This window comes from Polaribacter sp. SA4-12 (assembly GCF_002163675.1).
Lineage (GTDB): Bacteria > Bacteroidota > Bacteroidia > Flavobacteriales > Flavobacteriaceae > Polaribacter.
In genome coordinates this window covers 2,447,796-2,470,503 of the sequence record NZ_CP019334.1, presented here as the reverse complement: position 1 = coordinate 2,470,503, position 22,708 = coordinate 2,447,796, and the positions used below count along the sequence as shown (strand labels likewise).

Here is a 22,708-nt window from a genome sequence, read left to right as displayed (position 1 = left end):
CAGTCTGATAATCAATTTATGAACCAAGAGGTTTTTAGTCTTTTTGGCGTCTTTTTTAGTGGATTTGCTGCTAAAAATAAACCTTAAAGAATATTAACTATAAAAATATATATACTTACATGGCATGTGGAAGTTGTGGTACAACAGAGAATGGTGTACCAAAAGGTTGCAAAAGTAATGGTAATTGTGGTAGTGGAACTTGTGGAAGTGGTAGTAATAAACTAGCCGTTTTCGATTGGTTGTCTAACATGACTTTACCTAGTGGACAAGAAAAATTTAATATTTTTGAAGTTCGTTTTAAAAACGGAAGAAAGCATTTTTATAAAAACCCTGATAATTTACCCATAACTATGGGAGATATTGTTGCAACAGAAGGTTCACCAGGACACGATATTGGTACAGTTTCTTTAGCAGGAGAGTTGGTGAAAGTGCAAATGAAAAAGCGCAAAATAACTGCTGATCATGAAGATGTAAAGAAAATTTACAGAAAAGCAAGTCAGAGAGATATCGATATTTGGCAACAAGCAAGAGGAAAAGAAGAAGAAACTCAAAGAAAAGGTAGAGAGATTTTAGGGAAATTAGGTTTGCAAATGAAATTATCTGATGTAGAATATCAAGGTGATGGAAACAAGGCAACTTTCTATTATACAGCAGAAACAAGAGTAGATTTTAGACAGCTAATTAGAGATTTAGCAAGTGCTTTTTCTATTCGTGTAGAAATGAAACAAGTTGGTGCAAGACAAGAAGCTGCTAGATTAGGTGGTGTTGGTTCTTGTGGTAGAGAATTATGTTGTTCTACTTGGTTAACAGATTTTAGAAAAGTAACAACATCTGCAGCACGTTATCAACAATTATCATTAAATCCTTTAAAATTAGCAGGACAATGTGGTAAGCTTAAATGTTGTTTAAATTTTGAATTAGACACGTATTTAGATGCTTTAAAAGCGTTTCCAAAACAAGATTTAGTTTTAAAAACAGAAAAAGGAGATGCTGTTTTTGTAAAGATGGATATCTTTAAAAACCATCTTTGGTATACTTATAAAGAAGAACGTTTTAAGTGGTTTAGACTTACTTTAGAACAAGTTTTAGAAATAGTTGAGGTTAATAAGAATAATGAGAAATCTATTTCGTTAGAAGAATATGAAGCTGATGTTGAGATCCCTGTAAAAGTAGATTTTGAAGATGCTGTTGGTCAAGATAGTTTAACACGTTTTGATTTACCAAAAACTAACAAGCGTAAGAATAATAACAGAAATAAGAATAAGAAAAAACCAGTAAGAGCTGCTGCGACTGCTAATAATAGCAAACCAAAGCCAAACCCAAATCAAAAAAGGAAGCCGCAAGCAAAAAAGCAGCCAAATCAAAACCCAAACCAGAAACCTAAGCAGAATCCGAATTCTCAGCAGAAACCTAAACCCCAACCTAAACCAAAACCAAAACCTCAAGGGAATGCAAATCAACCAGAGGGTGAAGTTAAAAAGGTAAATAAACCAAGAAGAAATAATAGAAATCGTAAAAATAATAATCCAAAAAATGACGACAATTCTGAAAAGAAATAGTTTCTCAATTTTTTTATTATCTCTTTTTTTGATGTTTTCCTGTAATGATAAAACTGATTTTAATCAATATAAATCAATAGATACAGCAGGTTGGAAAGCAAATGAAAAAGTGTCGTTTGAGTTTGATGTAAAAGATACAATATCATCTAAAAACCTATTTATAAATATTAGAAATAATAGCAAATATGAGTTTAGTAATTTGTATGTTATTACTGAGCTTGTCTTTCCAAATGAAACGATAGTTGTTGATACTTTACAATACCAAATGGCTGATGAAACAGGTAGGTTTTTAGGTGTTGGTTTTACAGAAATTAAAGAAAATAAATTATTTTATAAAGAAAAAAAGGCGTTTCCAGTTTCTGGAAAATACATGTTTAACATACGTCATGCAATGAGGAAAAATGGTGCTATTGCTCCGATTGAATTCTTAAAAGGAATTCAAGATGTTGGTTTTAGTATAGAAAATTAGATTACAAGATGGTAAAAAAGAAAGTAACAAGTTTTAAAAAATATATTAAATGGTTTTGGATGATCGTCCTTGGAGGATTTTCTCTACTAATATTACTATTTTTTCTAACCTCAATAGATGTTTTTGGAGCCTTACCAACTTTTGAAGAGTTAGAAAACCCTGAAAATAATTTAGCTACAGAAATAATATCTTCAGATGGTAAAACTTTAGGAAAGTACGCAACAGAAAACAGAACTCCTATTAAATATAAAGACTTACCTGAGAATTTAGTAAAAGCTTTAGTTGCTACTGAAGACGAACGTTTTTACGAGCATTCTGGAATCGATTTTAAAGGAACTGCAAGAGCAGTTTTAAAACCAGGAAGTGGTGGTGCAAGTACTTTAACACAACAACTAGCAAAAATGTTGTTTACTGGAAAAGCTTCAAGAAATATTTTCTTTAGGATTGGTCAGAAAATGAAGGAATGGGTGGTTGCTATTAAATTAGAAAGCCAGTATACAAAGCAAGAAATTTTAACGATGTACTTAAATAAGTACGACTTTTTAAACCAAGCAGTTGGTATTCGTTCGGCAGCACGTATTTATTTTGGAAAAGAACCAAAAGAATTAGATGTTCAAGAATCTGCAATGTTGGTTGGAATGTTAAAAAATTCATCTTATTTTAATCCTTTAAGAAGAGCTGAATTGGTAAAACAACGTAGAAATGTTGTTTTAAAACAAATGAATCGTAGTGAGTTTATAACGGAACAAGAAAAAGACTCTTTACAACAATTAGACTTAGGTTTAGATATTCATAAAGAAGGACATAGTGATGGTTCTGCAACTTATTTTAGAACGTATTTGCAAAAATACTTAAGAAAATGGGTGCAAGAAAACCCAAAGCCGAATGGAGAACAATACAATATTTTTAGAGACGGTTTAAAGATTTATGTAACCATAGATTCTCGTATGCAAAAGTATGCTGAAGAAGCTATTACAGAGCATGTATCTAATTTACAATCTTACTTTTTTAAAGAACAGAAAAGAAATAAAACAGCTCCCTTTTATGATTTAGAAAAAGATCAAATTAAAGGAATTCTAGAAAGAGCAAAGAAAAATTCTGATAGATATAAGAGATTAAAAATTGCAGGAAAATCTAAAAAGGAAATCGATGAAATTTTCAATAAAAAAACCAAAATGAGTGTTTTTTCTTGGAAAGGTAATATTGATACAATTATGTCTCCATTAGATTCTGTAAGATATTACAAGTACTTTTTACGTTCTGGATTGTTATCTATAGAACCACAATCTGGCCATATTAAAGCTTGGGTAGGTGGTGTTGATAATAAACATTTTAAATACGATGCAGTTGCACAACAGAAAAGGCAAGTAGGTTCTACTTTTAAGCCATTTGTATATGCTACAGCAATAAATCAATTAAAATTATCTCCATGTGAAGAGTTTCCTAACATCCCATACACAATACCAAAAGGAAAATATGGAATTCCAGAAGCCTGGACTCCAAAAAATTCTGATGATAAGTATGGAGGAATGTTAACTTTAAAAGATGGTTTAGCAGGATCTGTAAATACAATGTCTGCAAGATTGGTAGATATGGTTTCTCCAGAAAATGTGGTTCGTTTAGCGAAGTCTGCAGGTATAGAAAGTGAAATTCAAGCAAACCCATCAATTGCATTAGGAGCAGTAGATTTATCATTATTAGAAATGGTAAGTGCATATGCTACTTTTGCAAACAAAGGTTTACGAGTTGCCCCAATGATTTTAACAAGAATTGAAGATAAAAACGGAACAGTATTAGAAGAATTTATACCAGAAACTAAAGAAGTTTTAAGTGAAGAAATTGCTTATGTTGTTTTAGATTTATTAAAAGGTGTTACATTATCTGGTTCTGGTGTTCGTTTACGTTTACCTTGGAAAAAACCAGATTATGTTACTGGGCATCCATATAAATTTACAAACCCAATTGCAGGTAAAACAGGTACAACTCAAAATCAATCAGATGGATGGTTTATGGGGATTGTTCCGAATTTAGCAACAGGAGTTTGGACTGGTGGAGAAGATAGAGCAACCCATTTTGCAGGTATTGCAAAAGGGCAAGGAGCAACAATGTCTTTACCTTCTTGGGCATTATATATGCAAAAATGTTATGCTGATAAAACATTAAATATTAGTTTAGAAGATTTCGAAAAACCAGAAAATTTATCTATCAATATTAATTGTGATGAAAAACCTGATAAAATAAATGAAGACAATAAAGATGTAATTCCAGAAGAAGAAGATACAGATTTTTAATTTTTGCAGAATTTACTTGTACTGAATTTGTTTTAGTACTTTTTAAACATAAATCATAAATAGAATTAGTATGATAAATAAAAAAGTAAACAACGTAGAAGAAGCTTTACAAGGTGTAAAAAGTGGAATGACTTTTATGCTTGGTGGTTTTGGATTATGTGGAATTCCGGAAAATGCCATATCAGAATTAGTCAAATTAGATGTTAGAGATGTTACTTGTATTTCAAATAATGCAGGTGTAGATGATTTTGGTTTAGGGTTATTACTTCAAAATAAACAAATCAAAAAAATGATTTCTTCTTATGTAGGAGAAAATGATGAGTTTGAACGTCAAATGTTATCCGGAGAATTAGAAGTAGAATTAACACCACAAGGTACTTTAGCTGAAAAATGTAGAGCTGCACAAGCAGGATTTCCTGCGTTTTATACACCAGCAGGTTATGGAACAGAAGTTGCTGAAGGAAAAGAAACGAGAGAGTTTGATGGAAAAATGTATGTTTTAGAGCCTGCATTTAAAGCAGATTTTGCATTTGTAAAAGCTTGGAAAGGTGATGCTGCTGGAAACTTAGTTTTTAAAGGAACTTCAAGAAATTTTAATCCAAATATGTGTGGAGCAGCAACAATTACTGTTGCAGAAGTAGAAGAAATGGTTGAAGTTGGTGAGTTAGAACCAAATAATGTTCATATTCCTGGGATATTTGTACAAAGAATCTTTCAAGGAGAAAATTATGAAAAAAGGATTGAACAACGAACTGTAAGACAAAAACAATAGTTATGGCTTTAGATAAGAATGGCATTGCCAAAAGAATCGCACAAGAAGTTCAAAACGGATTTTACGTAAATTTAGGAATTGGAATTCCAACTTTAGTTGCAAACTATGTTAGAAATGATATAGAAGTTGAGTTTCAAAGTGAAAACGGTGTTTTAGGAATGGGACCTTTTCCTTTTGAAGGAGAAGAAGATGCAGATATTATTAATGCAGGTAAACAAACGATTACCACAATGCCTGGAGCAAGTTTTTTTGATTCTTCAATGAGTTTTGCTATGATTCGTGGTAAACATGTTCATTTAACTATTTTAGGGGCAATGGAAGTTGCACAAAATGGAGATATCGCTAACTGGAAAATTCCAGGAAAAATGGTGAAAGGTATGGGAGGAGCAATGGATTTAGTTGCTTCTGCAGAAAATATTATTGTTGCAATGATGCACACAAATAAACGTGGAGAATCTAAGATCTTAAAAAAATGTTCTTTGCCTTTAACAGGTGTTGGGTGCGTAACAAAAGTGGTTACTAATTTAGCAGTATTAGAAGTAAAAGATAATGAATTTCACTTGTTAGAAAGAGCTCCTGGAGTTTCTGTTGAAGAGATTCAGAAAGCTACAGAGGGAACTTTAATTGTAAATGGAGAAATTCCAGAAATGAGTATTTAATATGAAACTATTTAAAAAAACATATTGGTTAATTTATCCAATTCTTATTGTAGTTTTTATGTTGATTTTTGATCAACTTTATAAAATGGATAGTCTGCCTATAAAAGCCGGTATTTGTGCTCTTTTAGCGTTCTTTTTATCACCAAGAAAAAAGATAATTCTAACACAAACAAGGAAAGTAAAACAGATAACTTGGTTGTTTTTAAAGGAACCAATAACTATAGATTAATTTTAAAGAAAGAGTATTTTCCTCTTAAAGGAAATGATAAGAGACTATATGAAAATAATATCATACAACGTAAACGGAATTAGAGCAGCTTTAAAGAAAGGTTTTTTAGATTGGTTAGAAGCTGCAAATCCAGATGTAATTTGCATTCAAGAAACAAAAGCACGTGAAGAACAGTTAGATGTAACTGAGTTCGAAAATGCAGGTTATCCTTATCATTATTGGTTTTCTGCTCAGAAGAAAGGATATTCTTCAGTAGCTGTTTTTTGTAAAGAAAAACCAAATCATATAGAATATGGAACAGGAATCGAATCTATGGATTCTGAAGGAAGAAATTTACGTGTAGATTTTGATGACGTTTCTGTGATGAGTTTGTATTTACCTTCTGGAACAAATTCTGAAAGATTGAGTTTTAAGTTTAATTATATGGATGAATTTCAAGAATACATCAATAATTTAAAACAAGAAATTCCGAATTTAGTAATCTGTGGAGATTATAATATTTGTCACGAAGCAATAGATATTCACAACCCAAAAATGAAAAATGTTTCTGGTTTTTTACCAGAAGAAAGAACTTGGATGGGAGATTTTATAAACAACGGATTTATAGATAGTTTTCGTTTTCTAAATCAAGAGAAACAAGAATATTCTTGGTGGAGTTACAGAGCAAACTCTAGAGCAAACAATAAAGGTTGGCGTTTAGATTATGCAATGGTTTCAGAACCATTAAAAGAGAAGATTTCTAGAGCGTATATTTTACCAGAAGCAAAACATTCAGATCATTGTCCTATTGTTGTAGAATTAGATATTTAAAATAAAAAATGAAGAAACTAATTATATTCCTCCTATTAACTAGTTCTATTTTTTCTCAAGAGAAAAAAGATACTTTATTTCTTAAAGTGAAAACGGATACTATATTTATAGCCAAAGATTCTTTAACAAGACAAGTTAAGGTAGATCCTTCGTTTATCGCTAAAGATTCAATAACTCAACCTATTGAAGAAGATTTTTTTTCTGATAGCGATTTAAAAATAATAGATAGTTTACTTGTTGAACAAAAATTTAATTCTGCATTAATTGATACACTTGTTTATGTAATTAATGACAAGGATATTATAGGAAACACAAATACAGTGTTAACTACCGATTTATTAAAGGTTCGTCTTTCTAATTTAAATGATAAAACGCCTTTTGATTTAGCTTACAATACTTCTTTAGAAAAAGTAATTAATAGCTATTTACTGTATCGTAAAAAATATTATCCTGCCTTAATGGCAAAAGCGAAATATTATTTTCCAATGTTTGAGCAATATCTAGATCAATATGATATTCCTTTAGAAATGAAGTATTTGGCGATTGTGGAATCCGCTTTAAGACCTAAAATAAAATCGAGAGTTGGCGCAACAGGTTTGTGGCAATTTATGTATGGAACAGGGAAACAGTTCGATTTAAAAGTGAGTTCTTATGTTGATGAGCGCCAAGATCCTGTAAAAGCAACCGTTGCAGCTTGTAAATATTTAAGTCAGTTATTTACCATTTTTGGTGATTGGGATTTAGCTTTAGCAGCTTATAATTCTGGTCCAGGAAACGTAAGAAAAGCGATAAAACGTTCTGGAGGTTATAAAAATTATTGGAATATTAGACCTCATTTACCAAGAGAAACAGCAGGGTATGTTCCTGCATTTTATGCAACGATGTATATTTTTGAATATGCAAATGAGCACAAAATTTATTCTGAAATTCCACAGTTTTTTGATTTTCAGACAGACACAATTCAAGTGAAAAGAACGATTAGTTTCGATCAAATTTCAGAAAAAATTGATGTTGATGAAGCCATTTTAACGCATTTGAATCCTTCTTATAAGTTAGATATTATTCCGTTTGTAAAAGATAGAAATTACGCTGTAAGATTACCAAGTAATAAAATTGTTGAATTTTTAGAAAAAGAAAAGGAAATTTATGATTTGGCTACTGCAGATGATGCTCAAAGAGAAAAACCCTTACCAAAATACTTTGAAATGGATAAACGTATTCGTTACAAAGTTAGAAGTGGAGATTTTTTAGGAAAAATTGCTAATAAATTTGGTGTTCGTGTAAGTGATCTTAAACGTTGGAATAGCTTAAAAAGTAGCCGATTAAAAATAGGTCAAAGATTGTCTGTTTATCCTAAGAAGTTAGGGGTTTCAGTAACAAAAACATCAAAAAAGAAAACAGTAAAATCTACCGTAAAAGGTGCACATAAAATCTATGTAGTTAAAAAAGGAGATTCACTTTGGAGTATTTCTCAAAAATTTAAAAATGTTTCTGTTGATAAAATTAAAAAATGGAACAATATTTGGAGTGCTAAAGGTTTAAAGCCTGGAACTAAACTTAAAATATTTAAAAGCTAAATTTATGAAAAAATTAATTGCGCTATTTGCTATCACAGTTTTATTAACATCATGTGGAGGTAATGATAAAGTTATTTTACGAGACTCAATTGGTAAAATAAACAAAGTATTGGTTGTTACTAAATCAAGCGATTGGGCAGGTGATATTGGAAAAGAAATTAGAAATTCTTTTGGAGAATTAATGGTCGGTTTACCACAACCAGAAACTCTTTTATCTGTATCTCAAACTGCTCCAAATGGATTTGGAACGATGATGAAGGTTACTAGAAATATTTTAGTGATTGGTATTGGAGATGAAGAAAAATACTTTGTAAGAAATAACGTTTATGCACAACCACAAACAATTATCTATGTATACGCTAAAGATAATGAAGGTGTTGTAAAAATGTTTAAAAAACATGAAAAAGAAATTATAAAAACATTTATTCAATCTGATATAAGTAGAACTCAGAGTCTGTTTAGAAAGAATAAATTAGATGATTCTCAATTTAAAACATTGCAAAATTTAGGGGTTTCATTAACGATTCATAATAAATTTAATACTGTAGATGATACAGGGGAATTCTTATGGTTACGTAATCATTTATCAAGTGGAATTGCAAAAACCGGAAGTAATAATATTTTAATATATTCAGTTCCTTTAGAAGATGAGACTAAGGTGTCAGATAGTATTGTTGCTGTTAGAAATAGGATTGGTAAAAAATATATTCCAGGTTCAGACCCAAAAACGATGTATATGATTACTGAATTAGCATACACACCTTTTACTTTTGATGCTGTTATAGATGGAAAAAAAGCTTATGAAACTCGTGGTAAATGGGAGGTTCAAAACGATTTTATGGCGGGTCCATTTTTAAATTATACAGTAGTTGATAAAAAGAATAACAGACTTGTTGTTTTTGAAGGGTTCACTTACGCACCATCTGTAAATAAAAGAGCCTTTTTGTTTGAATTAGAGGCAATTGCAAAATCTATGAAGATTAAATAAAAAAACATTTAATTATAAATTGAAACCGAAAGTATTTGCTTTCGGTTTTTTTTATGGAATTAAGTGTCAATTTCATATTTCCTATATTTGACATTCAACCAAAAACTATTTTATCATGGAAACAAATTTTTATATCTTTTTTTTAGCAGCATTAATTCCTTTATTAATGGGTTTTATCTGGTATGGTCCTATATTTGGAAATGCTTGGATGAAAGAAATGGGCTTCACTAAAGAATCATTAGAAGGTCAGAATATGGCTAAAGTATTTGTACTTAGTTATATTTTTAGTCTTCTAGTCGCTTTCTTTCTTCAGTTTATTGTAATTCATCAAGGTGGTGTTTTCTCTACACTTTTAGAATCAGGTTCAACTGAATTAGAAGGTGATGTTCTAGTCTATTTTGAAAACTTCATGGCTAAATATGGTACTAATTATAGAACTTTTAAACATGGTGTTTTACATGGTGTTTTATCTGGAATCTTTTTTGTGTTACCTGTATTGTCTATTATTGCAATGTTTGAAAAGAAGAGTGCAAAATATGTAGCTATAAATGCCGGTTATTGGATTGTTACTTTAGCAATTATGGGAGGTATTATTTGTCAATGGTTATAAACTATAAACTTTTACAAAATAAAAAACCACGCATAATGCGTGGTTTTTTTATGAATTTCGATTCGATTTAATATCCTATTTTAGCTCTTACTCTTTTTAGAACTCCATTAGCAACTTCATTTGCTTTTTCTGCACCAACTTTTAAAGCTTCATCAATTTCATGCTTGTTTTCCATAAAGTGATTATAACTCTCTCTAACTGTTGAAAATTTTTCAATAATCAACTCGTATAAAGCTTTTTTTGCATGACCATAACCATAATTTCCACCTTCGTAATTTGCTCTCATTTCTGCAATTTGAGCATCAGAAGCTAATAATTTATACAAACCAAAAACGTTGTCTGTGTCTGGGTTTTTAGGTTCTTCTAAACCTAAACTATCCGTTTTTATAGACATTATTTGCTTTCTCAGTTTTTTGTCTGGTAAGAAAATATTAATAATGTTATTTCTAGATTTACTCATTTTTTCACCATCAGTTCCAGGAACTAATTTTGTACCTTCTTGTATTTTAGCTTCTGGCGGAACCAATGTTTCTCCTACAATATTGTTAAATCTGTTGGCAACATCACGAGTCATTTCTAAATGTTGTAATTGATCCTTTCCAACAGGAACAATTTCTGCATCATATAATAAAATATCGGCAGCCATTAACATCGGATAAGAAAATAACCCTGCATTAACATCTCCTAATCTATCAGCTTTATCTTTAAAACTATGTGCCAATGTAAGCCTTTGGTAAGGAAAGAAGCAACTTAAATACCAGGTTAACTCTGTTGTTTGTGGTACATCACTCTGTCTATAAAAAACAGTTTTACTAATATCTAAACCACAAGCTAGCCAAGTAGCTGCAGTGCTGTATGTGTTTTCTCTTAATTCTTTTCCATCTTTAATTTGAGTTAAAGAATGCATATCTGCAATAAATAGAAAAGCTTCATTTTCTGGATTATTAGCCATTTCTATGGCAGGTAAAATAGCACCTAATAAATTCCCTAAATGTGGTGTTCCAGTACTTTGTACACCTGTTAAAATTCTTGACATGAATAGTATATTTAATATATTTTGAGCATGATTGAGTTACCTAATCGGTCTGCGACCGTAAAAATAAGGTTTTGTTTAAGAAAACCAATCAAACAAAAGAATAATAGTATTTTTGTCTGCATTGTAGCGTTTAATAAGTCAACTTTGTTTATTACCAGATAATTAAAATATTAATTTAACGTTTATAGATTCTGTGAAGTATATTAAAATTCCTTTTTTATTAATTTGGCGATTATGGTTCTATCTTTTAATGATTATAACCGTTATCGTTTTGTCTCCTTTTTTATTATTATTTTCTTTTAAAGAAGAACATTATCATATTTTTTGGAAAGTTGCCAGAATTCTTTCTAAAATTTTAGTTTACGGGATGGGGTTTCGTTTAGATTTCGAAACAGAAGAGAATATTCATCCAGATAAAAGTTACATGTTTTGTCCTAACCATGCATCAATAATGGATCCATTTGTGTTGATTGCTTTAAGTAAGAATCCAATAGTTTTTGTTGGTAAAAAGGAGTTAGCCAAAATACCTGTTTTTGGATTTTTCTACAAAAGAGTTGTTATTATGGTAGATAGAAGCAATCCTAAAAGTAGAAAAAGAGTTTATGAAATGGCTAAAAAGAGATTGCACGGTGGGGTAAGTATGGCTATTTTTCCTGAAGGATTAGTGCCAACAGAAGATGTAATTTTATCACCATTTAAAAAAGGAGCTTTTAGTTTGGCAATAGAATTTGATATACCAATTGTACCACAAGTTTATTACGATTGTAAGCGTTTATTTTCTTGGGATGTTTTAAAAGGAGGTTTTGGAATTTTTAGAGTTCGACAGCATAATTTTATTTCAACAAAAGAGATGTCTATTGATGAAATGGAGAATTTAAGAGACAAAACATTTGATCTTATTTACAATGATTTGGCAAATGATATAGAGTATATGAAAGACACAAATAGAAAAAAATGAGCGAGAAATTAAATCATACATATTCAAATTCTGAAGAGCAATTAAATATTTGGTCTCATGGTTTAGGTTTGGTTGCCAGTATTATTGCATTTCCTTTTTTAATACTAAAAGCAATTTCTTATTCATCTTTTTGGGATATAACCAGTTTTATAATTTACGGGTTGAGTTTAATTATTTTATATGCAGCTTCAACTTTTTACCATGCTGCAAAAAGTCCGAAGAAAAGAAGAAGACTAAATATTTTAGATCACGCTGCTATTTATGTTTTAATTGCTGGTAGTTACACACCTTTTTGTTTGGTAGCTTTAGACTCTGACTTAGGTTGGTATATGTTTATTGCTGTTTGGATTTTTGCTCTAACAGGTATCATTCTTAAACTATTTTTTACAGGAAAATTCGATAAAATTTCTACTGCTATGTATCTTTTAATGGGGTGGCAAGTAATGTTTTTTATAAAACCATTAATAAATGCATTAACAACTTTTAGTTTAAACTTATTAATTGCTGGTGGAGTGTTTTATACGGTTGGAGCAATTTTATATTCTATTAAGAAAATGCCATATAATCACGCGATTTTTCATGTGTTTGTTTTACTAGGAAGTGTAAGTCATTTTCTGGCCTTGTATTTTTTGTAGTTAAAAGATTCTTTTAGAAAGACTTGAAAAATTTCAAAATCTTTAAGTTGGATGGAAATTTGACAATCCCATAAAAAAAAAGTATTTTTGTAGTGCTTGGTATTTTAACGAAAGTTAAATGTCTAAGTATTATAAATCTTATTTAGGGGGTAGGTTTATTAAATTTCCTCGAACTTTTGTTCGAGGTTTTTTTATGCCCAATCTTTAAAAGGTAGTTTACTAATACTTGAGTTATAGTATTTTATGTCTCCTGTAACTTCTTCATTTAACCAATCTGGTTTTGTGAAGTTTTCAGCTTCATTACTTAATTCGACTTCTGCAATAACTAATCCTTTGTTATTACCATAAAACTCATCAACTTCAAAAGTATGCTGACCAACTTTTACTAAATATCTGGTTTTATCAATGATACTTGGTTCACAAAGTAGGAGTAAATCTTCTGCTTCTTCTTTTTTTATCTCTTTTTCCCATTCGAATCTTGTTGTGCCTGTTGCGTTAGATTTGCCCTTAATCGTCATAAAAGCTTTGTCATTGGCAATTCGAATTCTTACGGTTCTATTTTTATCAGAATTTAAATATCCTTGTTTAATATGTTTCTCTGCATGACTCTCTTTTTTAAAGTCATCATTTTTAACCAAAAATTTTCTTTCTATTTCTACACTCATAAAATCTTCTGATTTTTGTACTAATGTAAGGTGTTTTATCGTTATTGTAACAATAAATAAATATCTTTGATAATCAAATTTTAATAATGAAAAAACTCCTTTCGTTTTATATTTTATTTTTTTCACTGCTATTTTCTGCTCAAACAGATTATAGTGATTCGTGGGAAGATTTTTATTCTTACAATAATGTAAAGGATTTTGTTAAGGTAGATGCTATTATTTATGCTTTGGCAGATAATGCTGTTTTTACTTATAATGTAACTACAGATGAAATTAGTAAGTTGTCGTCAGTACAAGGTTTATCAGGTGAAACTACTTCATCAATTCATTATAATACTAGTTTTCAAAGGTTGTTTATTGGTTATGAAAACGGATTGGTAGAAGTGGTAGATAATGATGGTGCTATAACAATTTCATCAGATATTGTAAGCTTTAATCAATCTGGAGAAAAGAGTATCAATCATATTAAAGAATTTGATGATAAACTATATTTATCAACACCTTTCGGAATTGTGATGTATGATATAGAGAAGTTGGAGTTTGGAGACACTTTTTTTATTGGAAACAATTCAAGCTCATTAGAAGTTAATCAAATAGAAGTTTTTAATGGACTAATTTATGCAGCAACAGATACTGGGGTTTTTATAGCAGATATTACAAGTAATTTATTAATTGATTTTAATAATTGGAATGAGCAATTTTCTGGAAGAAATTTTAGTCAAATCTCACTATTTGATAACCAATTGTATGTTGTAGAAGGTGCGAAACTTTATCGATTAGATGGAAGTGTTTTAGTTGAAGTAAGAAATTTTAATGAAAATGTTTTGACTATTAAATCTTCGGATTCTCACTTATCTGTTACGTTAAGTTCTTCGGCAATCGTTTTAGATTCAATAATGAATCAGGTTTTTCAGTTTTCTCCAAATACAGAGTTCGATTTTACTTTAAACAATTCTTATTTTGAAAATAATATTGTGTTTTTAGGTTCCAAAGAATTTGGAATTTTAAGTACAAATACAAGTCAATTAACCAGTTTTACAGAAATTCATCCAGAAGGTCCTTTATTTAATGATGTTTTTTCAATTGCAACTAAAGATAATAATGTTTGGGTTGTATATGGAGGTTATACTGGTACTTATACACCAATTGGTAATAGAAAAGGGTTTAGTCACTTCAATGGAGAAAACTGGATAAATACAAAATTTGATCCTAATTTTCCATTGACAGATTTAAACCATATTTCTATAGATCCAAATGCAGAAAATAGAGTTTATATTAGTTCTTTTGGAGATACAAATAATGTTAACAGTGTTTCCACAGGAGGTTTATTAGTTGTAGAAAATGATGAAATAAAGACTTTTTATAATCATCTAAATAGCCCTTTAGAAGATATTGTTGCAGATATATCAAACAGAGTAACTATAAGGGTTAGTGGTACTGTTTTTGACTCTAATGGGAATTTATGGGTTGCTAATATTGGTCTTGAAAAAGAGCTAAAAAAGCTATCGCCAAGTGGTCAATGGACTAGTTTCGATATGAGGTCTGTAGAAACTAGTGCTTCATTTGGGTTAAGTGAAATTGCTGTAGATGGAAATAACAGTGTTTGGTATGGCTCTAGAGGAAATGGGGTTTACGCCTTTAATGAAAATGGAAATAGAAAAAAAGCATTAATTACAACTCCTAATTTAGGAAACCTTCCCGATTTAAATGTTAGAACTGTTGCAATAGATAGTAATAACAGAGTTTGGTTAGGTACTAAATCTGGTTTGGTTGTTTATAGTAACGCTTCAGGTATTTTTGATGATACAACACCTAATGCAAGTAATGTTGTAATTAATGGAGATGAAGATGGGTTTGGTGAAAGACTTTTGGGAGATCAAACAGTTAATTCTATTGTTGTTGATGGGGCAGAAAATAAATGGTTTGGTACAGACAATGGAGGTGTTATTTATACAAATCCAAATGGGCAAACAACATTAGCAAATTTTAGCATGCAAAATTCTCCACTACCGTCTAATCAAATTATAAAAATAGCAGTAGATGATAGTTCTGGTAAAGTATATTTTGCTACCAATAAAGGTATCGTAGCTTATAATAGTAAAGTAGCACCTTTTGGTGATGTTTTGGGTGCTGTTTATTCGTATCCAAATCCGGCTCTTAAAAATCATGAAACGATTACTATAGATGGTAGAAATGGAACTCATTTACCAAAAGGAACAAATGTAAAAATTCTAGATGTTGCAGGTAATTTAGTCTATGAAAGTAATGTGGTAGAAGGGCAAGAATTACAAGGAGGTAAAGTTGTTTGGGATAAAAAAAACCTTGCAGGAACAAAAGTTGCTTCTGGTATTTATATTGTTTTACTATCTAATGATGATGCCACAGAAACTGCAGTAACAAAAATAGCAATTGTTAACTAATGGCAGTAGTTACAACCAAAGCCATTGTATTAAGTTCTCTTAAATATAGTGATTCTAGTTTAATTGTAAAATGTTACACACAAGAAGAAGGTTTAAAATCATACTTAATTAGAGGTATTCTTAAAGCAAAAAAAGGAGGATTAAAAGTTGCTTACTTTCAACCATTAACGCAACTTAATATTGTTGCAAGTCATAATAATAAAGGTACTTTAAACTCAATAAAAGAAGTACAGATTTCTAATCCATACAAAACTGTTTATAAAGATATCATAAAGCAATCTGTTGTAATGTTTTTGTCTGAAGTTTTATCTTATTCTATTAAAGAGGAAGAAGAAAATTCTCAGCTTTTTGATTATTTAGAAACAGGACTTATTTGGTTAGATTTACACGATAAGATTGCAAATTTTCACTTATTATTTTTATTGAATTTAACTCGTTTTCTAGGTTTTTATCCAGATTTATCAGAAAAAGACAAACTTGGATTCGATTTAGTAGAAGGGAATTTTACAGATGTAACTTCTCAGAAAAATATTATATATGGAAACAATTATTATCAATTTAAAAAGCTGTTAGGCATAAATTTTGATAGTATAGAAAACGTGTCCTTTAATAAACACGAAAGACAGGTAGTCTTAAAAATAATAATTAGATATTTTGAACTACATTTGGACGGGTTTAAAAAACCGAAATCGTTGCAAATTTTAGAAACAGTTTTTAGTTGATGAGAAATATAATTTTCATATTCTTTTTTTTAATAAATGGTTATGCTTTTTCCCAAAAAGTAAAGATTTTAGATAAAAAAACAGGTAAAATTGTTAGAAACGTAACTGTTTATAATGAAGCTTTGACGATTAATTTATCTTCTGATAATAACGGTTTTGTAGATGTTTCTGAATTTGATGAGAATGAAAAAATCATTTTTTCACATATTTCATATGCTTTATTAAAAGTTAATAAATCGAGATTATTAAAGCAGAAATTCATTGTTAATTTAACCAATCAATCAGAGCAATTAGATGAGGTTGTTTTATCTGTTTTTAAGAAAGCAGAAAAAACAAATAGAATTGCAGAACAAATTGCTGTTGTTTCAGCAAGAGATATTCAAAAAAGATCACCTCAAACTTCTGCTGATTTATTAGCTACAATACCTGGTATTAAAGTACAGAAATCTCAATTTGGAGGAGGAAGTCCTGTGATTCGTGGAATGGAATCTAACCGTATTTTATTGGTGGTTGATGGTGTTAGAATGAATAACGCTATTTATCGAAAAGGACATTTACAGAGTTCTATAACTGTGGCGCCAAATATGTTAGATAAAACGGAGGTTGTTTTTGGACCATCATCTGTAGTTTACGGCTCTGATGCTTTAGGAGGTGTAATTCATTATTATACAAAAACTCCAAAGCTGTCTGAAGAAAAAGAAGTGAAAAGCCAGTTGTTTTCTCGCTTTTCATCAGTGAATCAAGAAACTACTACAAATGTTTCTGCGGAATTAAGTTTTAGTAATTGGGCTTCTTTTACAAGTATTTCTTATAGCGATTTTGGTGATTTAAAAACCGGTTCTAATCGTAATCATGGTTTTGATGATTGGGGTAAAGTATTCTATTATTCAAAAAATGTAAACGGAAACTATGGTGAAAATCCAACTAAAAATTCTGATCCAGAAATATTAAGAAATACAGGCTATAATCAAACAGATGTATTGCAAAAATTCTTTGTTCCATTATCAGAAAATACAGATTTAAAAGTTAATTTACAATATTCAACATCTTCAGATGTACCAAGATTTGATAGATTAACAGAGTTAAGTGATGAAACAGATGTTTCTGATTTAAAATTTGCTGAATGGTATTATGGACCTCAAGATAGATTATTAATTTCTTCACAATTATTGATAAATCCAAATAAAAACTGGCTTGAAAAAGGTACAGTTACAGTTGCATATCAAAATATTGGCGAAAGTAGAATTCAACGGAAATTCGGAAGTTTAGATCGTTCTTATAGAGAAGAAACGGTGAATGTTTTTAGTGTAAATGGAGATTTTTCTATATCATTAACAGAAGATAAAAAAAGAGCAATTTCTTATGGTTTTGAGTTTGCATATAATGATGTAGCTTCTAATTCTTATGGAAAAACTTTAAATATTGTTAATGGAGAAATCGATGGGTTTTCAGATGATTTTAAAGTACAATCTCGTTATCCAGATGGTGGTAGTAATTATATGAGTTCTGCTGTTTATATAGATTATAGACAAGATGTTAGTCCTAAGTCAACATTAAATTCAGGTATTCGTTTTACCAACACAAATTTAAATGCAACTTGGATTGATGAAACTTTTATTGTTTTACCAGACAATGATATTAATGCCAATTACTCTGCAGTAACAGCTACAATTGGTTATGTTTATAGGCCAAATAAAGATTGGCAATTAAATAGTGTTATTTCTTCTGGTTTTAGATCACCAAATATAGATGATGTTGGTCGTGTTCGTGAAAAAAGTGGCAATGTTACAGTACCAAATATTGATGTAAAACCTGAGTTTGCTTACAACGCAGAAGTAGGTGTTCAGAAGTATTTTAATGATAAGAAGTTTCGTTTAGGAGCTACCTTTTTCTACACCTTGTTAGATAGTTATATTATTAGAGATGAGTTTACCATAAATGGAAGTAATCAAATTGAATTTGATGGAGAGTTAGGTAATGTTGTTGCTAATCAAAATAGAGGAAATGCATACATTACAGGTTATACTGCAAATTATTTAGGTAAAATTTCTAATACTTGGAATACTTCTGGTTTTATAACGTATACAAAGGGAAGAACGTATGATACTGAAGAACCGATGTCTTCTATTCCGCCTTTATTTGGGCAATTTGGATTAAACTACAAGAAAAATAAAATTGAATTAGGAGCTGATTTAAGATTCAATAGTAAAAAAGATATTGAAGATTTTAACTTTAGAGAAGGTATCGATAATCATGATCTAACGCCCATTGTAGATGCAAATGCAACTAGTGATGTAGATAAATACTATGGTACACCAAATTGGATGACATTTGGTGTAAATGGTAGTTATCTTTTAAATGATAAATTCTCTGTTCAGGCAAGATTAAGTAATTTGTTTGATGAACATTATATAGAATTTGCATCAGGAGTGTCTGCTCCAGGAAGAAATTTATCAGTTTCTTTTGTTGCTAATTTTTAAAAAAAATAATGAATTTAAATATTTACTTTTGAATGATACAATTCACTAAATTTTTTAAGAACAATAAAGTTGCACTATTTATTTATTTAGTAATCAATTATTTTTTTTTGCTAAAATATGCTGACAGACAAGAGTTTGTACCTAAATTTCTTGTTTTACTTCTTTATAACATCGTTATCATTTTAACACTGTATTTAATTGACTTATTTAAAAACTATTTAAATAAAATTAAAAGCAATAATTATTATTTTCTAGGATTCTGCCTAATCGTTTTTATCATTTTTATGGCTATTAATATTTTTGTTGATGGTAATAGTATTAATTCTGATAGATGGTCTGCAATGGAAGCAACTATTAGAGGTGTATTAAATGGTGAATATCCGTATAAATTAAAAGATCATTTAGGGAAAACATCATCTAATTTACCAGGGTTATTTTATTTAGGGTTGCCTTTTTATTTGTTAGGAAACGTTAGTTTGCTCCAGCCGTTTGTTTTCTTAATTATAAGTCTATTAATTTTTAAGTCTAGAATCTTAATTGATAAAAAGCTAACACTAATTTTTTTATTAATAGCTTCTCCTGCCTATTTATGGGAAGTGATTGCAAAAAGTGATTTATTAAGTAATATTATTTTGCTAGTATTATTTTTAATTTTATGGGATTATAAATTTAAAAATAATTACTTTAAACTACCTTTTTTATTATCTTTCTTTTGCGCATTTTTTATACTTACAAGAGGTATTGTAGCTATTCCTTTAACTCTTTTTTTGTTTAGAGAATTTTTAAACACTTCAATAAGTAAAAAACTAAAATTTTCTTTTGGCCTTGTTTTTTTTATAATTTTAATTTCTTTCCCTTTTTTATTAACACTTCCAGATTTTGAAATAATTAAAGAGCACAATCCGTTTAATCATCAAACAAGATTTACGCCAAAATGGGTGCAAATATTTTTTATTGTTTTACCTTTTATATTAGCCATTAAAATAAAAAAAATACATCAGGTTATATTTCAATCCCTTATTCTTTTTACGCTTTTATTATTTTTAAGTTTTGTTTTTGAAATTATAGATGAAGGTTTTAAAAATACTTTATATAAAAGTTATTTTGATATTTCTTACTTAACTATGGCTATGCCTTTTGCTATTTTATATTATGTATTTAGAACAAAGGATTTTGGAGATAAATTAGAAGAATAAATTTTATTTATTTCTTCTTTTTCCCTTCTTCAGTAAAGTTTTCATTCAAAGATTTTTCTGTTTTTATAATACATACAACTACAGAAAGAAATACTAAAGCCATTGGTTGCCAAGTAAATTCTGTGGCTGCAAAATTGGCTAGTACTAAACCACCTAAAAAAGAAATACCTGAATAAATTATTAAGTTTTTTGTGAAAACTGTGTTTGCAAAATCCCATATTTTTTGATTCAGCATTGTTTTGTGAGTTCTATAACCATACCAATTATTTATTTTCTTTGGTGGAAACTTCCCAAAAAGAATACTTAATAAAAAAAGCAAACCATTTGTGGTTAAAATATAGGTAAAAGGATTCATTTTGTGTTTTATTTTTTCTGAGTTACAAACTTACTAAGTTTTAATGAAAGTGTTTCTAAACATTACTATAAACAACCGTTATTTTTATTTGGTTCAAAGGTTCAGAGTTATTTCGTTGATAACTTTGAACGATTATCATACTGAGCTTGTCGAAGTCTTTTTATTCTTGATAACTGATAACTGATAACTGATAACTGATAGCTGATAACTGATAACTGATAACTGATAACTGTTACCTCTTTTTCGGTCTTAACAAGCCTTCTTGTGCAAAAGAGGCAATTAATTGTCCGTCTCTTGTGAAAATATTTCCTTTAGATAAACCTCTTGCTCCAAAAGCATTTGGAGATTCTGCAGAAAATAACATCCAATCATCAAAATCGAAATCTCTAAAAAACCACATAGAATGATCTAAACTTGCCGTTTGTGTGTTTCCAAAATTGTATTTACTCGCGTTTGGATTAAAAGCTGCGTTTAACACATTGTAATCAGAAATATAGGTTAGAATTTCTTGTTTTACTCTAAAAGTCATTTCTTGTTTTTCACCTTTTAAACGAAACCAAACTTGTTCATTTGGAGGTAAATTTTCTGGTTGTAATGGATTTGGAATTCTAACAGGTTTAAACTCAATTGGTCTTTCAATACTTAAAAAGTACTTCATAGATTTTGGTAAAAAATCACCAAATTGTTCAAGCATATCATCCCAACTTAACAATTCTTCTGGTTGTTTAATTCCTGGTTCTAATGCTACTTGGTGTTCAAAACCATCTTCTTTTCTATGAAATGAAGCCGCTAAAATGAAAATTATTTTATCATTCTGACTTGCAGTAACTCTTCTTGTAGAAAAACTACCACCATTTCTTACTTCTTGTACATTGAAGTTTATAGGAATCGTTAAATCTCCTGCTTCTAAAAAATAAGAGTGTAAAGAGTGTAGTATTTTATCTTCAGGTATTGTTCTATAAGCTGCATTTACAGCTTGTGCTAATACTTGTCCACCAAAAACAAATGGACTTCCAATAGTTACACTATTTCCACTAAAATTATGGTTTCCTAAATCTTCTAAATTTAAAAGAGCAATTAATTCTTTACTGTTTTTCATGCCTGATTTCTATAGTTTTAAATGGAAATTTTTGTTGAAAAGGAGTTGGTTGAACTCGTTGTAAAAATAACTTTAAAATTTTATTTGTAATCGTTTTCTTATGACGAAGATACATGGTTAAATCTTGAGGAATTGCACCAACAGAACTTTTTATTTCGCTAGCAGTTCTACCAAAATTAATGATTTTTAGATTTTTGCTGATGGCAATTTCAATGTAATCATACAACATTCTCTGGTAAATTGCATATTCTCTGTTTAGCTGATAATCAATACCTACAAAGTGTGCGTCTAAAGATTTTTTGTTGATAATACCAGAAATGAAACCGACGATTTTATCATCTAACCAATACGATTTTAAGATATAATCATCACCAAATTTCTCTTTTAAATCTCTGTATGTTTCTAAATTAAAAGTACCTAAATTAAATGCTGCATTCAAAGCAACTTTTTCATACAAAGCTGTCATTTCAGGTAACTTTTGGTCAATGTTTTTTAAAGTAACTTCTTCAATACGAATGTTTACACTTTGCTTAAAAGCTTTTTTTGCTTTTACACGAAACTTCGTTTTCATTGATGCTAAATAATTATCAAAATTTTGCCAACTATCGTGTAATTGAAGCTGCATATTAGGTTCTACAGAAAAAGTATGATATTTAAAATCTTTTAATTCATCTGTAATAAATAACGATTCTTTAGCAAAGTCTTTCAGTAAAAAAGCATCAATTTGTTTTTTTAGTTTTTTATCAGAATTTACAAAATGATTAAGGCTTTCTGCGAGTTCTTTTATGATCGCTTTTTTATCCTGATTTTCTTTTATAAAAACGCCATGTTCTCCGGTCACAAAAGTGTTGCCACAGATTAATAGTTTTAATGGTTTTTTATCAGGAAATACATGTAGTTTTCTACCAATATCTTTTAAAAATTCTAAATCATTTTTAATTGAATTTAGATAAAAATCAATAATTTTTAAACTTGCAAAAGCTGTAGGTTTATTCTTTTTATCAACCAAAACAATATAAGAAAAGATTATTTTAGGGTGATTTTTTTCTACGGATTTTAAAAAATTTGGATGAAAATAGATGTTTTTTGTGCAGCCTAAATCTTCCCAAGTTTGAGAAGGAATTTCATCTATAGAAGAGAAAAATAATGCGGTATTTGTGTTTGTACAACAGATCAAA

The 22,708-nt window shown here is 29.6% G+C and carries 21 protein-coding genes; 16 read left to right on the top strand and 5 right to left on the bottom strand.

Translation table 11 applies throughout. From position 1 onward, the window contains the following. Positions 1-119: 119 nt before the first annotated feature. The 10 genes from BTO07_RS10740 (at position 120) to BTO07_RS10695 (ending at position 9,964) form a co-directional block, all read left to right on the top strand. The gene (locus BTO07_RS10740; protein WP_087521226.1) at positions 120-1,559 is read left to right on the top strand and encodes a PSP1 domain-containing protein; all 1,440 of its coding nucleotides are present in this window, start codon (positions 120-122) and stop codon (positions 1,557-1,559) included. A gap of 31 nt (positions 1,560-1,590) precedes the next feature. Beyond that, the gene (locus BTO07_RS10735; protein WP_232457017.1) at positions 1,591-2,028 is read left to right on the top strand and encodes a gliding motility lipoprotein GldH; all 438 of its coding nucleotides are present in this window, start codon (positions 1,591-1,593) and stop codon (positions 2,026-2,028) included. An 8-nt stretch (positions 2,029-2,036) separates the two neighbouring features. Next, entirely contained in the window at positions 2,037-4,319 is a 2,283-nt protein-coding gene (locus BTO07_RS10730; protein ID WP_087521224.1) for a transglycosylase domain-containing protein, read from the top strand. 70 nt (positions 4,320-4,389) lie between these two features. Beyond that, positions 4,390-5,091, top strand: coding sequence for a CoA transferase subunit A (locus BTO07_RS10725; protein WP_087521223.1), 702 nt, complete (start codon positions 4,390-4,392; stop codon positions 5,089-5,091). 2 nt (positions 5,092-5,093) lie between these two features. Further along, positions 5,094-5,750 carry a 3-oxoacid CoA-transferase subunit B gene (locus BTO07_RS10720; protein ID WP_087521222.1) on the top strand — a complete coding sequence of 219 codons (657 nt, stop codon included), beginning with the start codon at positions 5,094-5,096 and terminating at the stop codon, positions 5,748-5,750. A 1-nt stretch (position 5,751) separates the two neighbouring features. Beyond that, positions 5,752-5,979: a hypothetical protein gene (locus BTO07_RS10715; RefSeq protein WP_087521221.1), complete on the top strand. Its 228-nt coding sequence runs from the start codon at positions 5,752-5,754 to the stop codon at positions 5,977-5,979. Between the two features lie 48 nt (positions 5,980-6,027). After that, a complete protein-coding gene (locus BTO07_RS10710; RefSeq protein WP_087521220.1) occupies positions 6,028-6,789 on the top strand; it encodes an exodeoxyribonuclease III in 762 nt (253 codons plus the stop codon). An 8-nt stretch (positions 6,790-6,797) separates the two neighbouring features. Next, entirely contained in the window at positions 6,798-8,366 is a 1,569-nt protein-coding gene (locus BTO07_RS10705; RefSeq protein ID WP_087521219.1) for a lytic transglycosylase domain-containing protein, read from the top strand. Positions 8,367-8,370: 4 nt separating this feature from the next. Continuing rightward, entirely contained in the window at positions 8,371-9,354 is a 984-nt protein-coding gene (locus BTO07_RS10700; RefSeq protein WP_087521218.1) for a DUF4837 family protein, read from the top strand. 115 nt (positions 9,355-9,469) lie between these two features. Next, positions 9,470-9,964 (top strand): DUF1761 domain-containing protein, encoded by a 495-nt coding sequence (locus BTO07_RS10695; RefSeq protein WP_087521217.1) that lies wholly within the window; start codon positions 9,470-9,472, stop codon positions 9,962-9,964. Between the two features lie 67 nt (positions 9,965-10,031). On the opposite strand, the gene trpS is transcribed toward BTO07_RS10695, so the two are convergent. Continuing rightward, positions 10,032-11,000, bottom strand: coding sequence for a tryptophan--tRNA ligase (gene trpS / locus BTO07_RS10690; RefSeq protein ID WP_087521216.1), 969 nt, complete (start codon positions 10,998-11,000; stop codon positions 10,032-10,034). Between the two features lie 193 nt (positions 11,001-11,193). On the opposite strand from trpS, the gene BTO07_RS10685 reads away from it, so the two are divergent. Both BTO07_RS10685 and trhA read left to right on the top strand, forming a co-directional pair. Further along, positions 11,194-11,958, top strand: coding sequence for a lysophospholipid acyltransferase family protein (locus tag BTO07_RS10685; RefSeq protein ID WP_087521215.1), 765 nt, complete (start codon positions 11,194-11,196; stop codon positions 11,956-11,958). Further along, positions 11,955-12,593, top strand: a complete 639-nt coding sequence (gene trhA, locus BTO07_RS10680) for a PAQR family membrane homeostasis protein TrhA (protein WP_087521214.1) — start codon at positions 11,955-11,957, stop codon at positions 12,591-12,593. Before BTO07_RS10685 ends, trhA begins: the two co-directional genes overlap by 4 nt. A 191-nt stretch (positions 12,594-12,784) precedes the next feature. Here trhA and BTO07_RS10675 read toward each other — a convergent pair whose 3' ends face one another. Further along, positions 12,785-13,258 (bottom strand): CYTH domain-containing protein, encoded by a 474-nt coding sequence (locus BTO07_RS10675; protein ID WP_087522617.1) that lies wholly within the window; start codon positions 13,256-13,258, stop codon positions 12,785-12,787. Positions 13,259-13,344: 86 nt separating this feature from the next. Between BTO07_RS10675 and porZ the strand changes: the two genes are divergently transcribed. The 4 genes from porZ to BTO07_RS10655 all read left to right on the top strand — a co-directional run bounded on the left by porZ (position 13,345) and on the right by BTO07_RS10655 (position 20,076). Then, positions 13,345-15,678: a type IX secretion system anionic LPS delivery protein PorZ gene (gene porZ, locus BTO07_RS10670; protein ID WP_087521213.1), complete on the top strand. Its 2,334-nt coding sequence runs from the start codon at positions 13,345-13,347 to the stop codon at positions 15,676-15,678. Beyond that, positions 15,678-16,400 (top strand): DNA repair protein RecO, encoded by a 723-nt coding sequence (gene recO, locus BTO07_RS10665; RefSeq protein WP_087521212.1) that lies wholly within the window; start codon positions 15,678-15,680, stop codon positions 16,398-16,400. The genes porZ and recO overlap by 1 nt, the downstream gene beginning before the upstream one ends. Beyond that, positions 16,400-18,880 (top strand): TonB-dependent receptor, encoded by a 2,481-nt coding sequence (locus tag BTO07_RS10660; protein ID WP_087521211.1) that lies wholly within the window; start codon positions 16,400-16,402, stop codon positions 18,878-18,880. The genes recO and BTO07_RS10660 overlap by 1 nt, the downstream gene beginning before the upstream one ends. 284 nt (positions 18,881-19,164) lie before the next feature. Beyond that, positions 19,165-20,076, top strand: a complete 912-nt coding sequence (locus tag BTO07_RS10655) for a hypothetical protein (protein WP_087521210.1) — start codon at positions 19,165-19,167, stop codon at positions 20,074-20,076. Positions 20,077-20,083: 7 nt separating this feature from the next. On the opposite strand, the gene BTO07_RS10650 is transcribed toward BTO07_RS10655, so the two are convergent. The 3 genes from BTO07_RS10650 to BTO07_RS10640 all read right to left on the bottom strand — a co-directional run bounded on the left by BTO07_RS10650 (position 20,084) and on the right by BTO07_RS10640 (position 22,707). After that, positions 20,084-20,431, bottom strand: coding sequence for an SdpI family protein (locus BTO07_RS10650; protein WP_087521209.1), 348 nt, complete (start codon positions 20,429-20,431; stop codon positions 20,084-20,086). 232 nt (positions 20,432-20,663) lie between these two features. After that, complete coding sequence (locus tag BTO07_RS10645) at positions 20,664-21,530, bottom strand: acyl-CoA thioesterase (RefSeq protein ID WP_087521208.1); 867 nt, start codon at positions 21,528-21,530, stop codon at positions 20,664-20,666. Further along, entirely contained in the window at positions 21,517-22,707 is a 1,191-nt protein-coding gene (locus tag BTO07_RS10640; protein WP_232457016.1) for a peptidogalycan biosysnthesis protein, read from the bottom strand. The genes BTO07_RS10645 and BTO07_RS10640 overlap by 14 nt, the downstream gene beginning before the upstream one ends. Position 22,708 lies beyond the last annotated feature (1 nt).

Bases quoted from the DNA above. Each gene is read 5' to 3' on its own strand.
- trhA (WP_087521214.1), top strand. From the start codon at position 11,955: ATGAGCGAGAAATTAAATCATACATATTCAAATTCTGAAGAGCAATTA.
- BTO07_RS10735 (WP_232457017.1), top strand. From the start codon at position 1,591: ATGTTTTCCTGTAATGATAAAACTGATTTTAATCAATATAAATCAATA.
- BTO07_RS10715 (WP_087521221.1), top strand. From the start codon at position 5,752: ATGAAACTATTTAAAAAAACATATTGGTTAATTTATCCAATTCTTATT.
- porZ (WP_087521213.1), top strand. From the start codon at position 13,345: ATGAAAAAACTCCTTTCGTTTTATATTTTATTTTTTTCACTGCTATTT.
- BTO07_RS10720 (WP_087521222.1), top strand. From the start codon at position 5,094: ATGGCTTTAGATAAGAATGGCATTGCCAAAAGAATCGCACAAGAAGTT.
- BTO07_RS10730 (WP_087521224.1), top strand. From the start codon at position 2,037: ATGGTAAAAAAGAAAGTAACAAGTTTTAAAAAATATATTAAATGGTTT.
- trpS (WP_087521216.1), bottom strand. From the start codon at position 11,000: ATGTCAAGAATTTTAACAGGTGTACAAAGTACTGGAACACCACATTTA.
- BTO07_RS10660 (WP_087521211.1), top strand. From the start codon at position 16,400: ATGAGAAATATAATTTTCATATTCTTTTTTTTAATAAATGGTTATGCT.
- BTO07_RS10650 (WP_087521209.1), bottom strand. From the start codon at position 20,431: ATGAATCCTTTTACCTATATTTTAACCACAAATGGTTTGCTTTTTTTA.
- BTO07_RS10705 (WP_087521219.1), top strand. From the start codon at position 6,798: ATGAAGAAACTAATTATATTCCTCCTATTAACTAGTTCTATTTTTTCT.
- recO (WP_087521212.1), top strand. From the start codon at position 15,678: ATGGCAGTAGTTACAACCAAAGCCATTGTATTAAGTTCTCTTAAATAT.
- BTO07_RS10655 (WP_087521210.1), top strand. From the start codon at position 19,165: ATGGCTATTAATATTTTTGTTGATGGTAATAGTATTAATTCTGATAGA.
- BTO07_RS10740 (WP_087521226.1), top strand. From the start codon at position 120: ATGGCATGTGGAAGTTGTGGTACAACAGAGAATGGTGTACCAAAAGGT.
- BTO07_RS10725 (WP_087521223.1), top strand. From the start codon at position 4,390: ATGATAAATAAAAAAGTAAACAACGTAGAAGAAGCTTTACAAGGTGTA.
- BTO07_RS10700 (WP_087521218.1), top strand. From the start codon at position 8,371: ATGAAAAAATTAATTGCGCTATTTGCTATCACAGTTTTATTAACATCA.
- BTO07_RS10710 (WP_087521220.1), top strand. From the start codon at position 6,028: ATGAAAATAATATCATACAACGTAAACGGAATTAGAGCAGCTTTAAAG.
- BTO07_RS10675 (WP_087522617.1), bottom strand. From the start codon at position 13,258: ATGAGTGTAGAAATAGAAAGAAAATTTTTGGTTAAAAATGATGACTTT.
- BTO07_RS10645 (WP_087521208.1), bottom strand. From the start codon at position 21,530: ATGAAAAACAGTAAAGAATTAATTGCTCTTTTAAATTTAGAAGATTTA.
- BTO07_RS10695 (WP_087521217.1), top strand. From the start codon at position 9,470: ATGGAAACAAATTTTTATATCTTTTTTTTAGCAGCATTAATTCCTTTA.